Source organism: Chryseobacterium sp. BLS98 (assembly GCF_001045445.1).
Taxonomy (GTDB): domain Bacteria; phylum Bacteroidota; class Bacteroidia; order Flavobacteriales; family Weeksellaceae; genus Chryseobacterium.
In genome coordinates, this window is the sequence record NZ_LFNF01000003.1 from 508103 (window position 1) to 521478 (window position 13376).

Annotated in this window: 14 protein-coding genes; 6 read left to right on the plus strand and 8 right to left on the minus strand. The window is 34.4% G+C overall.

Annotation, left to right across the window (positions count from 1 at the left end; genetic code table 11):
• The first annotated feature begins 70 nt into the window (after positions 1–70).
• From ACM40_RS13555 to ACM40_RS13565, 3 genes are all read left to right on the plus strand, one after another.
• Positions 71–781, plus strand: a complete 711-nt coding sequence (locus ACM40_RS13555) for a ferritin-like domain-containing protein (protein ID WP_048503300.1) — start codon at positions 71–73, stop codon at positions 779–781.
• Positions 782–806: 25 nt separating this feature from the next.
• Positions 807–1619 carry a ferritin-like domain-containing protein gene (locus tag ACM40_RS13560; protein ID WP_048503301.1) on the plus strand — a complete coding sequence of 271 codons (813 nt, stop codon included), beginning with the start codon at positions 807–809 and terminating at the stop codon, positions 1617–1619.
• Positions 1620–2116: 497 nt separating this feature from the next.
• Complete coding sequence (locus ACM40_RS13565) at positions 2117–2725, plus strand: DUF4142 domain-containing protein (RefSeq protein WP_048503302.1); 609 nt, start codon at positions 2117–2119, stop codon at positions 2723–2725.
• A gap of 171 nt (positions 2726–2896) precedes the next feature.
• Here ACM40_RS13565 and ACM40_RS13570 read toward each other — a convergent pair whose 3' ends face one another.
• On the minus strand, positions 2897–3256 hold the full coding sequence (locus ACM40_RS13570; protein ID WP_048503303.1) for a hypothetical protein: 360 nt from the start codon (positions 3254–3256) through the stop codon (positions 2897–2899).
• A gap of 162 nt (positions 3257–3418) precedes the next feature.
• Here ACM40_RS13570 and ACM40_RS13575 point away from each other — a divergent pair, with 162 nt between their 5' ends.
• A complete protein-coding gene (locus ACM40_RS13575) occupies positions 3419–3709 on the plus strand; it encodes a transposase (RefSeq protein ID WP_048503761.1) in 291 nt (96 codons plus the stop codon).
• A gap of 11 nt (positions 3710–3720) precedes the next feature.
• Positions 3721–4590 carry an IS3 family transposase gene (locus ACM40_RS13580; protein WP_228376193.1) on the plus strand — a complete coding sequence of 290 codons (870 nt, stop codon included), beginning with the start codon at positions 3721–3723 and terminating at the stop codon, positions 4588–4590.
• Between the two features lie 83 nt (positions 4591–4673).
• Here the strand turns inward: ACM40_RS13580 and ACM40_RS20285 are convergent, their stop codons facing one another.
• The 7 genes from ACM40_RS20285 to ACM40_RS13615 all read right to left on the minus strand — a co-directional run bounded on the left by ACM40_RS20285 (position 4674) and on the right by ACM40_RS13615 (position 11315).
• Entirely contained in the window at positions 4674–6317 is a 1644-nt protein-coding gene (locus tag ACM40_RS20285; protein WP_083996861.1) for a tetratricopeptide repeat protein, read from the minus strand.
• A 687-nt stretch (positions 6318–7004) separates the two neighbouring features.
• On the minus strand, positions 7005–7853 hold the full coding sequence (locus ACM40_RS13590; protein ID WP_131705365.1) for a hypothetical protein: 849 nt from the start codon (positions 7851–7853) through the stop codon (positions 7005–7007).
• 30 nt (positions 7854–7883) lie between these two features.
• The gene (locus ACM40_RS13595) at positions 7884–8708 is read right to left on the minus strand and encodes a hypothetical protein (protein ID WP_048503306.1); all 825 of its coding nucleotides are present in this window, start codon (positions 8706–8708) and stop codon (positions 7884–7886) included.
• A 6-nt stretch (positions 8709–8714) separates the two neighbouring features.
• Positions 8715–9521 (minus strand): hypothetical protein, encoded by an 807-nt coding sequence (locus ACM40_RS13600; protein ID WP_048503307.1) that lies wholly within the window; start codon positions 9519–9521, stop codon positions 8715–8717.
• Positions 9522–9721: 200 nt separating this feature from the next.
• Positions 9722–10033: a transposase gene (locus ACM40_RS13605; RefSeq protein ID WP_048503308.1), complete on the minus strand. Its 312-nt coding sequence runs from the start codon at positions 10031–10033 to the stop codon at positions 9722–9724.
• A complete protein-coding gene (locus ACM40_RS13610; RefSeq protein WP_316932879.1) occupies positions 10020–10328 on the minus strand; it encodes a helix-turn-helix domain-containing protein in 309 nt (102 codons plus the stop codon). Before ACM40_RS13610 ends, ACM40_RS13605 begins: the two co-directional genes overlap by 14 nt.
• Positions 10329–10490: 162 nt before the next feature.
• Entirely contained in the window at positions 10491–11315 is an 825-nt protein-coding gene (locus ACM40_RS13615) for a hypothetical protein (protein ID WP_048503309.1), read from the minus strand.
• Positions 11316–11811: 496 nt separating this feature from the next.
• Here ACM40_RS13615 and ACM40_RS13620 point away from each other — a divergent pair, with 496 nt between their 5' ends.
• The gene (locus tag ACM40_RS13620) at positions 11812–13371 is read left to right on the plus strand and encodes a helix-turn-helix domain-containing protein (RefSeq protein ID WP_048503310.1); all 1560 of its coding nucleotides are present in this window, start codon (positions 11812–11814) and stop codon (positions 13369–13371) included.
• Positions 13372–13376: the final 5 nt, after the last annotated feature.

The following is a 13376-nucleotide window of genomic DNA, read 5'->3' on the forward strand; positions in this document are numbered from 1 at the left end:
TTTAAGCAGCATAATTTTTTATGCTGTTTTTTTCTCTTTTATATTCTCAACACTCAAACCTAATAATATTATGAAAAAAACTATTAATGTTTCTAACCAGGGAGCAACTCTGGATACAAGCAGAAGAAACTTTTTGAAACTGGGTGGTATAGGACTGGCTATGGCAGGACTTACCCTGATCGGTTGTGATGATGATAATGACTTCGAATTCATGGGTGATAAGGTTTTTGACCTTGGAACCGGCGATGTCGGAGTTCTGAACTATGCCTATGCACTGGAACAGCTGGAGGCTGATTTTTATACCAAAGTGGTTAATAATTTTTATTCCGGAATTTCAAGCGTAGAAAAGGAAATCTTTACAGATCTTTATCATCACGAGGTAATTCACCGCGATTTTTTTAAAGCTGCTATCAGTGGAGCAACTTCGAATGTCTTGCCTACGCTTCAATTCCAGTATTCCAATGTAAATTTTAACGACAGAAACTCAGTTCTTGCCACAGCAAAAGCTTTGGAAGATACAGGTGTTGCAGCCTACAACGGTGCCGGAAAGTATATTACAAATCCCGCTTATCTGGTAATTGCCGGAAAAATCGTTTCTGTAGAGGCAAGACATGCTTCTGCAATCAGGAATATCATCAATCCCGGATCAGCAGATTTTTCAGGTGATGATGTGATTGACAGTAATGGACTTGATCTTGCCAAAGAGCCTAAAGATATCGTTATGGCGGCAGGAGGGTTTATCAAAACTCCTTTTACATGGAAAGAAAGAGGGATCAGCTAATTATTCATTTTCAAAATCTACAGTTATGAACATTCTTAAATTACTCGATAAGCTTTCTAATGATAAATTTTTTACCACGGAAGCAACAAGATTAGAAACTCTTACCCATATTTCAGCATTCGGTAAAAAAGCTGCAGTCGCTTCGGTTCCATTAGGTTTTGGGGCGTTGATGACAACACCAGCTAAAGCGGAAACACCAGACCATTCGTCCGGAAGTGTTTTTAAAAATGCCCTTACCGATGCATTACAGCTGGCATTGGTTCTGGAATATCTGGAAAACGAATATTATGCGATGGGACTGGCTGCGGCCGGGCTTATTCCAAATTCGGACCGGCCTGTTTTCATGCAGATCTCAAAACATGAATCGGCACACGTGGCATTCCTTAAAAGCACACTGAACTCTTTAGGAGTAACACCCGGGGCAAAACCAAATTTTGACTTTACAGCTGGCGGAAGTTTCATGCCTTTTACAGATTATAATCAGTTTCTTATTCTTGCACAGGCTTTTGAAGATACTGGTGTCCGTGCTTATAAAGGGCAGGCTGGAAATGTCATGGCCAACGGTGTTGTTTTACAGGCCGCATTACAGATTCATTCTGTAGAAGCAAGACACGCATCGCAGGTAAGAAGAATGAGAGCAAATAAAGGCTGGATAGAACTGGCCAATGGAGGAAGCATGCCTTCAGCAACCGATCCTGTGTATGCAGGGGAAGATAATGTAAATCAGGCCGGATTCAATACCGGAGCAGCTTTCGGAGCAGCGGCAGGATCTGCGGCCTATGATGAAATTTTAACAGGAACAGAAGCCCAGGCGATTGCGGGGCTGTTTATTGTGTGACATAATTTTTTTATTATTTAGGTGTGAATCCTATCTTAGAAATATCTGGGATAGGATTTTTTAAATATTTAATTATCTGGCAGGTCTTGCGCTGTCTGATACTGCTGCGTTGATATTATCGGTACCATCATTACCCGTATTGTTATTGCTGGTTTTTCTGCTGCCTATATGAGTCTTTGTATTGATACAGCTTGTTCGTCGTTCATAATAAAAAATTATTTGGTGTTTAACATAATTTACAATAACCATGCCTGCTGTTTGGAACTTGTGGTAGCAAGATTAAAGAAATAAACAACATCTTGATGGAATCATAAATTTTGAATTGATAATGATGTGAAAGATGCCTGCAGGAAAGAGGAGATGGATAAGCCGGTTGATATCTGATTTTAGGATTGCCATTAATGTATAAATGATTCGTAAATATTTGGTCGATAATTTGTTGTATGATTATGAAATATTATTTATTTAGTTATTTATCACCATTAAAATTTATTATTATGAAAAATTCTGTTTTAACGATGTTTGCGATAATTTCGCTTACAGCCTGCAAAAAAAATGAAACCACGACAGTAAATCAGTCTGCAGACAGCATATCTGAGTCTGCTCCATTAGATTCTCCAATAGCAGTAAGTGATTCCGCAAAAGTCACCAATACACCAGCTTCAAATGTTCTTAGTGATCAGGATAAAAAATTTGCTGATGCTGCCGCCAGGGGAGGCTTGATGGAAGTAATGATGGGAAAGCTGGCTGCTGCTAACGGTACTCATGCTTCCGTAAAAACCTTGGGAGAAATGATGGCTAAAGATCACAGCAAAGCCAATGAGGAACTTAAAAAATGGGCATCGTCAATTAATTACAAACTTCCAGCTGGCTTAGACGCTGATAAACAAAAAAAATACGATGATCTTAAAGCAAAGAAAGGAGCTGATTTTGACAGAATGTATGCTGATTTAATGGTCTCCGATCATAAAGAAGATATTGAAGAGTTTAAAAAAGAAAGCTCTGATGGTCAGCAGGCAGACTTAAAATCGTTTGCCAGTAAAACACTGCCTACTTTGGAACACCACTTAATGGAATCGGAAAAAACAAAGACTGCTGTTAAGTAACTTATATGCAGCTATTAAGCCCTTAATCATAGTAAGAAATGGTATATCGATAATTTGAAATAGAATTACATCATTTTTGCACCCATTTATCTGCTCTCCTACTAATCTAGGAGAGCTTTTTTATTGGTATGATCGATAATTATTCTTAAAATTAATAATCAGAAAAAACCATTAACTTAACTGATAATTGCTAATGACCAGGCTCAAAATAAAATTAACATAACGCTGGTTGACCTCCTCATTACTGATCAGTTTGTTTTTATAATCATAGGAATTCAAGACTTTTGTTATCTGCTGGTAATTATCAAAGTCATTTCCTTTGATTTTTACCCTTGTATGATCGTTTTTTGTTTTAATAATATTATTATCAAGAGTCCTGACCTTAAATAAGGCATAAGATAATTTAGGATTGAAATTCATTCTTCCGCTATACCTTTCTACGATATTGACCTTGAACGAATCAAATACAATTGTGTTGAAAACAACATGAGAACCCGGGTTCTGTGTATTGAGTTCAAGTGTGTAGTTCATTAATTTAATTTTGTGCAAATTTACCGATAAGACGTAAAAATACAAAGTGAAAATAAACTAAACTTAAAAAATGAGTCTCCAATGGATCTGTTTATGATAACAATCACTTTGGAGTTGCTACCTTTGTTCGGACACGATTCTTATACTCTAAACTTTAATGTTATGAAAAAAGTTAGAAAAAATTACAGTTTAGAGTTTAAGATCCAAGCAGTTTCATTAAATGAGCAAAGAGGCAATGTTTCTTCAGTAGCCGAGGAGCTTGGAATCTGTAAAGAAAGTTTGGTCACTTGGAGAAAACTTCACAGAGAGGGTAAACTTACTAAAGAAAAGCAAATTTCCTCTGACCCGATAAGGGAAGAGTTATTGAGGCTTCGCAAGGAACTGGAAGAAACAAAGCTAGAACGTGACATTTTAAAAAAGGCGGTAGGCATCTTCTCCAAGAGAGACGGGTAAGATATAAATTTATCAAGGATCACGTTAGTGTGTTTCCTGTCGGGAAGATGTGTGAGGTGTTAAAAGTAAGCAGGAGCAGTTTTTATCATTGGAAGAAAAGAAAACCTAGTAAACGATCAGAAAGAAGAACCGTTTTATCCGCTGAGATCTTCAGTATTTATCATTGGAGCCGTGGTAGATATGGAAGTTCTCGCATCGCCAGAGAATTAGAAGCAAAAGGGATGAAAGCCTCACGTCCTTTCGTTGCCAGACTGATGAGAGAACGTGGCCTGAGAAGTATAGTAAAGAAAAAATTTAAGAAAACTACCAATTCTTCGCACCGATACCCTGTTGTAGAAAATTATTTGAATCAAAATTTTCAGACTAACAACAGCAAAGAAGTCTGGGTTTCTGATATTACCTATATCCGTACAGGTCAGGGCTGGCTGTACCTCACGACGGTCATTGATTTGTTTGACAGAAAGGTTATAGGATGGTCGCTAAGTGAGACGATGAAGGCTCAGGACACCAGTATTGCTGCCTTGAAAATGGCACGGCTTCACCGTCCTTTACAAAATCATGATAGTTTAATTTTCCATTCGGACAGAGGAATACAGTATGCCTGCACAGAATTTACGTCAATAGTTGGAAAAAACATTACCCGAAGTATGAGTGGAAAAGGAAATTGTTATGATAATGCTGTAGCGGAGAGTTTTTTTAAGACCTTAAAAACAGAACTTATTTATCAAAATAAATATGAAACTAGAGACCATGCTAAAAACTCTGTGTTTGAATATATAGAAACATTTTACAACACTCAGAGAAGGCATTCTGCTTTAGGGAATTTAACCATAAAAGAGTATCAAAATTTAATGTCTAATCAATCTAAAAATGTAGCATAAAGAAGTATATAAATTTTGTCTCAAAAATAGTTGCAAGTTCATATTATCGTTAATCATATCTGAGATTATTTAATACATCATCTTTAAATTGAAGTTTTAAGCTGTTCTAAAAAATAAGATGGTGTGAAGCCTGTTTCCTTTTTAAAGGCAGTTACAAATACATGTGGAGTAGCGTAACCGCATTCTTCAGCAAGGTAATTGATTTTATACTCGCGGTAAATAGGATTTTCATAGAGTTTTTTAGTGATATAAACGATCCGAAGCCCATTGATGTACCTCGTAAAATTTTTATCCCTGTAGATTTTAATAATTTCCGAAAGATACTTAGGGTTGGTATTAAAGTGATTAGCCATCCAGGTAAGACTCATATCTTTCCTGAGGTACTTTTCAGATAATTCAAATTTTCTAAGTTTGGAAAGCAGTACTTTGGCTGTTTCATCGGTAATATTGATAGAGGTTTTGACTTCTGTATCGTTTCTGGTTTTTGCAGATTCTGTTGGAATGTTATTCTGCTCATTTCTTATTTTGGCAATGAGGTCTTCATATTTTTTATGAGTGATTTTATTTTTTCTTTTCCACAAAATAGTTGTAGTTGTTGTGGCAATTAGAATCAAAATTCCAATAATTATTAATTGTTTCTTTGAATTTTCCTTATGCTTGTTTCCTGCTTCATTCACAATTTTTGTCATTCTGGAATCTACTGCGTTCCTCTGAATATAATTCAAGCTATCTTTAAGAAATATATAGTTATCCATATAGAATCGTGATTGAGCTTTTTCGCCCAATTCTCTATAAGAATCAGCAAGAAATTCAAAGGATTCCATTTTGTTATAAGAGTCAGGAAATTGTTTATTCAATTCAAGTGCGTGTTTGGCATAATCAATAGATTTTTGATATTCCTTTTTCTCTAAATATAACCAGCTTACCTGGTTTAACAGGGTAATTTTGTTAGCTAAAGGTATAATATATTTCTCATTTTCGTGTATTTTCAAAGCCTCTAAAAGATATTTTTCAGCTTGCTCTATATTTTCTTTAGTATCTTCCTTCCCAAGAAAGTATGTACCTAAACTCATATCAATAAAGGCAAGTTGGTCATACTTAAGGGCATCTGATATAGTTCCGTTATTATCTTTGACTTTCTTTATTTCATAGAGACTTTTGTTGAGATAATATAAAATTGTATCTATATTTTTTTTATTCTCAAATTGTTTATTGTTATAATATACAGTCATGTTTTCATAACACAAAGAAAGATGATATGATCTTCTATCTTTATTTTCAATATTTTGTGCATATTTAACTGCGGTTTTAAAGTCTTTTATACTTGCAGAATCAAGACCGAGCTGCCCCAAAGCAAGTGCAGTACTGCGATATATACTGGAGATATAATAGGTATTAGTCTTTTTATTATTAATTTTTTTCTTTAGTTGTTCTCCCAGATGAATGACTTTTTGAAACCTGCTTTGATTTCCATATAATCTCATCAGGCTAGTACCACACTGTAAGACTCCATCTTCAAATGCAAATTTTTCTGATGTCGTTTTTAGCTGAAGCAACATAGACTCCAGTTGTTTGGGATCTAGGGAAGATTGATTTTTCTCAAGGTATTTCAGTTTCTCAAGAAGGGCATTCTTTGTAATGGGGGAAGTGCCTGATTGTTCCGTATTTTGAGCAAAAGTACTATAAAATGAAAATAAAATAAAAAATAAGTGAAGTGTTTTTTTCATTGGAAAAAATGAATTGATTCCTTTGGGAGGGTTATGACAAATGATTAATAATTCGATGGATTTATGTATTCATGTTGAAATTGTTAATGAGCCTATACTGATGTTTTTACACATGCAAATTGTAAAAAAAATAGGTTACTATTCCTATGTGAAACTTCTTCATTCCTATTGTAGATGAATTTTATAAAATTAACATAATTGGAGGATTTAATTTTTTTGTTTTCAAATTTAAAATAAATATTTACATTAATATTACAAATACCAACATGGGAAGTTCAAATCTTCTTATAAAAATCAATCATAATCTATATATGATATTGATTATCAGTAATGCTTTGTTTGTAAAACAACTTTCAATAGATACTCTGTTTTCCGAATTCCTTCTTAGCTAATGTTGTGCAGTTTCCTACATAGATATAATATTGCTGTACAAAGGCTGATAAGAAATGTTTCGAGCAGATTCTGAGAATACGATGATGTACAAAATCTTCTCTCTTGTTTAGGGAGAAGATTTCTCTTGTTATAAAAATGAGAATAATGAGAAACAGTAAAATTTACTATTCTGATTTAAAATCAAATAAATTGAAAGCACGTGAAGTAAACAGCAAATTAACAGCAGTTGTTCAGGGTTCTGTGAATACCCTTTTTCGATGGTAAGAAAGTGACGATGCTGTTTTTGAACATTAGTTAATTTGCACAAGGATTGATCTGCTGTATCTGCGTGTAACTGTTCTTTAGGACGTAGGTTTGGTTGGAACCCTCCACTTTGCGGAATCGTACAGAAACCTGTATGTCCTTAGTTGGGGTGATAAATGCCAGCAGATAAGGCTGAATACCAGTAAAATTATTGGAATTGTTTTGAAATACCGTTGCTCTCGGAATATTTTGATTGGATAATGATACCTGATCTGTTTCATTATACCACTCATAAGAGAATGATACATTTTGGGTTGTTGCATTATAACTATTAAAAAAAGCAGCTTCCAGCCGGTAGGTATTTCCTGCTTTAAGTGAAAAATTTCCTCCGCTGAAAATATTTTGTGGATCCATCTTTTTTGATAACGTTATTTCTTTATTTCCCTCCGATAAAACAGTAGAGTTTCCATTTACGTCATCATAAACAAAAGCAAATGTCTGAACACAAGGAACCAGGTTGGGATCACTTACTTTTGAAACGATTACATTTCCGTTACTGTCTACCCCTAAAATACCTGTTTTTATATTACCAACGGGAGTACTGGAGGTAGTTAGTTGGGTGAGGCGCACTCCGGATGTATTAAGGACTCCTGAGTTGATTTCTATTTTGTAAGAAGGAGTAAGGGTGCCTATTCCTACATTTCCTGTTGATTTTATGATCACATCATCAGCGGCCTGCAATAGAGTAGGAACTCCTGTTTCCGCATTGTTTTTTGCCCCGTCTACATGAAGTACTCCCTGCGGATTGGAAGTGTCAATACCTATCTGGCTGAAGATCATCGTATAATTCAAAACTGAGAGAAGGGTCAGTAAAAGTCTGTGAGTACGTTTAGTTTTCATTTTTTGTATTTTTTAGTGGATAAAACTTGTTCAGTCTACAACACCGCATGGATTGATCTGTAAGATAGAGGCATACGAGTAGTATGGTTTGTATTGAGCAGGGCCATTGCTTGAGGTTACAACTAATGAAACTGAAGTTCTTATGATGGGGGTTATGATTGCCATTGCCCGTCCTTGTTCACCATCAGCATAGATACCAGCTGCTGTAAACAGTGTTGATCTGGGCTGACTTCCAAAATAAGTACTGGTATTCCAGTTGTACCACCTTACCTGCTGAAAAGTACCCGTAGCTGTTGCTGTTCCATATAAATAGACACTGCTTTCCAGCCGGTAGGTATGCCCAGGTTCCAATACATAATATCCTTGAGGTGAAATACTGATATTAGGACTGCTCCCTGAAATCTTAATATCATCCAGCTCATTTGAAATATTTGTATTAAGAGAAATATCAGAGACCTGAGTATCCAGAGAGCCTTTGGAAAGAAGATAAGAAGGAACACACTTGGTAGTATTTACAATAACGATATCTCCGTTTTGATTGACTCCTAATCTGGCTTTTGGCCCTGGAGGGACAGGAGATTCTGAATTTAGCTGTATAAATCTGAGACTAGACTGCGTAGCTTCATCTGATGAGTTAATCTCCAGTTTAGCTGCAGGAATTTTACCAATTCCCATTTTACCCTCCGTGGTAATAATGACATCATCTTCTGCATTGATTATATTTCCACCACTTACACTGGTATTTTTCTTTGCATCAATATGAAATTTTCCTAAAGGATTGCTGGTATTGATGCCTACCTGAGAAAATGTATAAATTGAACTCAGGGTAACAACAATATTAAATATTTTTTTCATAACATTTTATTTACAGGAGTTAATTTGTTGGATGAATAGATAGCTGTGTGGATTCCAGAAGCTTATGTTAGGCGATGATTTAGCGGTTATCTTTAAAGATACATCCATATCGGAAGTAGGAGTATAATATGCCAATGTCATCGCCTGATGGCCTCCGGAATTCAGAGTCTGACCACTGTGGGCCAGATTTTGTGACGGGATTTTGAGATAAGTACCATCTCCTTTTTTAGAATACCACTGATATTCCAAATAGGACGAATTAGCATTGGCTGTAAATAATGCCGCTTCGAGCCTGTAAGTATTTCCTTTTTTTAGTCTAAAATCACCGGAACTGTTTTGAATAATCTCCTGAGCTTCTGTATTGCTGTTAAGAATGACATTTGAGCCTATTGGAGTATTGTTGTTTCCGGTTGAACCATTAGTATAATAAAATCCGGGAACACACAGGGTAGATGATGTGGAAACTACAACTCCGTCCTGCTTTACAGCGATATTGGAGGTAGCTCCGTTGTATGAGGGGCTAGACGAAGTAAGATTGGTAAATTTCATTCCGGACTGATTACCGGCTCCCGAATCAATGGTTAGCTTTGAAGTAGAGGTTAGATTACCAATACCCACTGTACCATTGGCAGAAACAATAAAATCATTGAGCTGTTGAGCGGGAGGCACTGCCCCGGAGGAGGGATTATCTTTTGCTCCATCAAGATGGAATATTCCCTGTGGATTTGATGTATTTATTCCTACCTGTGCGAAATATTTTGTACACCAAAATAAAAAACAGGTAACCAGAAAAAAACTATTTAAAGATTTCATGATGTGTTTTTTTATGATTAATAAAAGAAGAATAATATGATTGAAAGTCTGATACAAATGTAGAGGATGGTGATTGTACACCCTATTTTTTGTTGTGAGATATTGTCAATTACTCACAACCTTTTGGAGGATAGCTCTCTTTTTATAGTAATATTTCATTGCTTAATGTCTGGTTATTTAATTGATAGTAAATAGTTATGCTATACCAAAAACATTTTCTTCCATTTTGCAATAGTATTTCTGCTTACATTGAATTGTTTTGCCAATTGGCTATTATTACATTTGTGTATTTTTTGATAATTCAGTATTTCTAGAATGGCTGATTTATTATAAGATTTATGTTTTTGATTACGCAAATTTTCTTTGGTACCGAAAATAATTTCATTAAGTCTTATTATATCTGTTGAAGACAATATTTTTTTGTTTAAAATAGGTAAGCAGTAAGATGTCTTTTCTTTATGTTTTGCGTTTAAAATATCGGAATAAATTCTTTTATAATCAGGATGTTTCATATTTCTTTATCCATATATATAGGGTTGTTCTGGGAATATTATATTCTTTAATAATTTGCTGTCTTGTTTTGCTTCCATTTTTAATTAATTCTAGCATAAATTCTATAATTTCTTTTGTATATATATTTTTTCGGAATGTTGGAAGACCTGTTTCTCTTGAAGAAAAATTAAAATCTACTGAATAAGGTGGAGAATATAATATGAGATGCTGGCTGTATATCCGGAAGAAATCATACTTCAAAAGTTTGCTCCACTTTAGCAATAGCTCAGAATCAATATTTTTAGACTGAAACATTTTTTGTACTTCCTGGTCATCACAATCCAAAAAGTTACATATCCTTGTTATTTCTATCTCACATTCACTGACCCGCTGTTTAAGAAAAAAGCCAATATGAATATCTTTAAAATTTGCTTTGTTAATATTTTTCACTTACTATTGATCCTTCTGAATTTCTAACTATTGAACTCTTTTTAATGAAATACCAATAACTGTATTAGACGCAGTAGTGTCATAAGCTGAATTTGTTGAATAGGCAACAATCGACATTCTATAATATTTTCCATCAGGAAATAGAATTTCCACAAGATCCTGTTCCATATTAGTATCACTGGTGTTAAGCCAGTCATCACCATCAATCGGAGTGCTATAATAATTAGGTATAATTGTCATATTTGGCGAATTCTGTAAAGGATTACTTGTAGATAATGTAGTATAGGAAACAACAATATTGGACATGGTTGTATTATAAAATCGTGGTCTTAAAATATTATTTTCTCCTCCTAAAACATCCAGTCGAAGTCCTTCAAAAAGAGGAAGATCAGAAATATTCACAAATTCAGAAAGAGCCTTTCTCTGAATGGTTCCTGTTTGTGTAGCAGCTCTGCCCGTCATTTGATTTTTATTGGTATTTCCTGAAGAATTTTGAAAAGTTCCCGGGACAACAAATCTGTATCCTCTTTCTTCTCCCACCTGTAAACTCCCACTACCATCAGCAATACTTAATCTGGCCCATTTAGCACCATCCCAATAATAATACCCTTTAGTTGCTAATGTTCCTGTCCCTGAATTGAAAACAAGAAGTCCTGTTGCCGGATTGGGAATTGTAATAACGTCTGTAGTAGAGTTAAGCCCTATTCTTGGTGGAAGGAACCCTTTATTGGAAGTTGAAAGATCTAATATTGCTGAAGAATCAGGATGAGGCGTTCCAATTCCGACATTTGTATTTTGCCCTAAAACCATTGATGAGAATACACTTCCCAATAGAAATAATGTTTTTTTCATAACTTAAAAATGTTAAACTATAATTAATCTAGAATTTTAAAAAGAAGTTGGAGATTATACAGACAGTTGTGTTTTTCTGTTTTATTATTTTATTAATTGTGCATATGATTTTTACAGATAAAAAAAATTATTTAAGAATTTTATGAGCTGTATTTTTATTAAAAAAGAGAAATGGTATCGTTGAAAGTCTTTGCAAATGTAGAGAGGGGGAGTTGCATTACATATTTTTTGTTGTGAAGTATTATCAATTCCTCACAACCTTTAGGGGCATATATTACTAAGGTATAATACTGCTTTATTCCTGATCTTTATAATTTTAAGCACTACTTATTTCAGAAAATGTAGTATGAAAACAGAAAAAATGCATCGACTTGTAGCTTGTAATAATACGTTTAGAGTCTATCTTTGTGTTGTATACCTGTATATAAAATAAAAGCGATTTTTATAGTCGCTTGCTTTCTTATTCAGAAAACTTCTACTTTAAAGAAACACATCTATGAAATCTGTTGTTATATTATTGATTGTTCTGATACCATTTAAGTTACAATCCCAGGATATTTCATCCCCTTTGTCTGTGGATCGTGAGATTAAAATCTATAAAGCAAAGCTTTCTGAAAACCCTAAGGAAACACTTGGGGATCTTAAGAAGCTTAGACAAAAATCCTATAAAATTGACTATAAGACAGGAGCATACAGGTGTACTTATCTTATTATCCACATTTACATAAACTATTTCGGTGATTTTGATAAGGTAATAGGGGAAACTAAAACAGGTGAAGACATAGCCAGAAAATTAAATGATAATGAAGCTATAGCAGATATGTTTCAGCTTAGAGGGATCTCTTATATCGAGTTGGGGATGAATGATGTGGGGCTGGAAAGTCTCAATCAGGCTCTTACCTATGCAAATAAGATTAAAAGTGAGCAGCAAAAGCATAAGACACTGTCATTAATCTATGACAATATAGGAGGTTATTATGATAATGCCCGGAATCTTGAGAAATTTGCAGAATACAAAAGGAAAAGCCTTAACGAAATTATCCGGGTGAAGGAGGTGAATCAAGAAGATATTCAGTTAAAATACAGGGTGATTGCAGCTCAAAATACCAATATTGGCCATCTTTTTCATCAAAAGAATCAGTTGGATTCTGCAGAACATTATTTTCTCAAGGCTTATGAAGTCTATAATACGAAGTTTCAATTGTCAAATTTCCGTGAAAAGGCAGACTTATTAAACCGTTTAAGCCGGCTTTACTATGCCCGTAAGGATTTTTCCAAATCAGTACATTTTGCCCATCAGGGATTAAATGTTCAAAAAGGAGCTACTACCCCCAAACTTCGGAAAGAGTTATATGAGATTCTGTATCTTGCTTTTTTAGGAAGTAAAAATGCTGATTCAGCAGCTTACTATTCAAATAAATATACAGTTCTTAATGATAGCCTGTATGTGATGAATAAAACTAGCGTCAATAAATCACTAGATAGAATAATAACCGAAAAGAAAACTCAGTATTCTGAAAATATAAAAGTGATCATTGTCTCTTTAATACTTATAGTCATTATAATTGTTATCTCCTTCATACTACACATACGGAAAAATAGAATAAAAATGCGAATGAAATATGAAGCCCTTATTCATAAAATAGAAAGTAAAAGTGATGAAGGTCCGAAAGTTAAAAATAGAACCTCCATTACAGATGATACTTTGGAGCAGATTTTGGAAAAGCTGAAGATTTTTGAAGAGAACAATGAATTTATCAATAAAGATACAAGCCTTCCCAAACTATCACATCATTTGAATACCAATACAACGTATTTATCTGAAGTAATCCGGCAGCATAAAAAAAATAATTTTAACAATTATATCAACGGTCTCAGGATAGAGTATATTATTCAACATCTGTATGAGAGTCCCATCTATAGGGAATATAAGATAAGCTATTTGGCAGAAAAATCAGGTTTTTCTTCCAGAGAAGTATTCGCTATTACCTTTAAGAAAGAGACCGGAATTTCTCCTTCACAGTTTATAAAAGAGTTAAAAGCTTCTAATAAGTAAGGTAT

Coding starts and splice junctions, on each gene's coding strand:
- ACM40_RS13555 (WP_048503300.1), top strand. CDS start 71: ATGAAAAAAACTATTAATGTTTCTAACCAGGGAGCAACTCTGGATACA.
- ACM40_RS13560 (WP_048503301.1), top strand. CDS start 807: ATGAACATTCTTAAATTACTCGATAAGCTTTCTAATGATAAATTTTTT.
- ACM40_RS13565 (WP_048503302.1), top strand. CDS start 2,117: ATGAAAAATTCTGTTTTAACGATGTTTGCGATAATTTCGCTTACAGCC.
- ACM40_RS13570 (WP_048503303.1), bottom strand. CDS start 3,256: ATGAACTACACACTTGAACTCAATACACAGAACCCGGGTTCTCATGTT.
- ACM40_RS13575 (WP_048503761.1), top strand. CDS start 3,419: ATGAAAAAAGTTAGAAAAAATTACAGTTTAGAGTTTAAGATCCAAGCA.
- ACM40_RS20285 (WP_083996861.1), bottom strand. CDS start 6,317: ATGAAAAAAACACTTCACTTATTTTTTATTTTATTTTCATTTTATAGT.
- ACM40_RS13590 (WP_131705365.1), bottom strand. CDS start 7,853: ATGAAAACTAAACGTACTCACAGACTTTTACTGACCCTTCTCTCAGTT.
- ACM40_RS13595 (WP_048503306.1), bottom strand. CDS start 8,708: ATGAAAAAAATATTTAATATTGTTGTTACCCTGAGTTCAATTTATACA.
- ACM40_RS13600 (WP_048503307.1), bottom strand. CDS start 9,521: ATGAAATCTTTAAATAGTTTTTTTCTGGTTACCTGTTTTTTATTTTGG.
- ACM40_RS13605 (WP_048503308.1), bottom strand. CDS start 10,033: ATGAAACATCCTGATTATAAAAGAATTTATTCCGATATTTTAAACGCA.
- ACM40_RS13610 (WP_316932879.1), bottom strand. CDS start 10,328: ATGTTTCAGTCTAAAAATATTGATTCTGAGCTATTGCTAAAGTGGAGC.
- ACM40_RS13615 (WP_048503309.1), bottom strand. CDS start 11,315: ATGAAAAAAACATTATTTCTATTGGGAAGTGTATTCTCATCAATGGTT.
- ACM40_RS13620 (WP_048503310.1), top strand. CDS start 11,812: ATGAAATCTGTTGTTATATTATTGATTGTTCTGATACCATTTAAGTTA.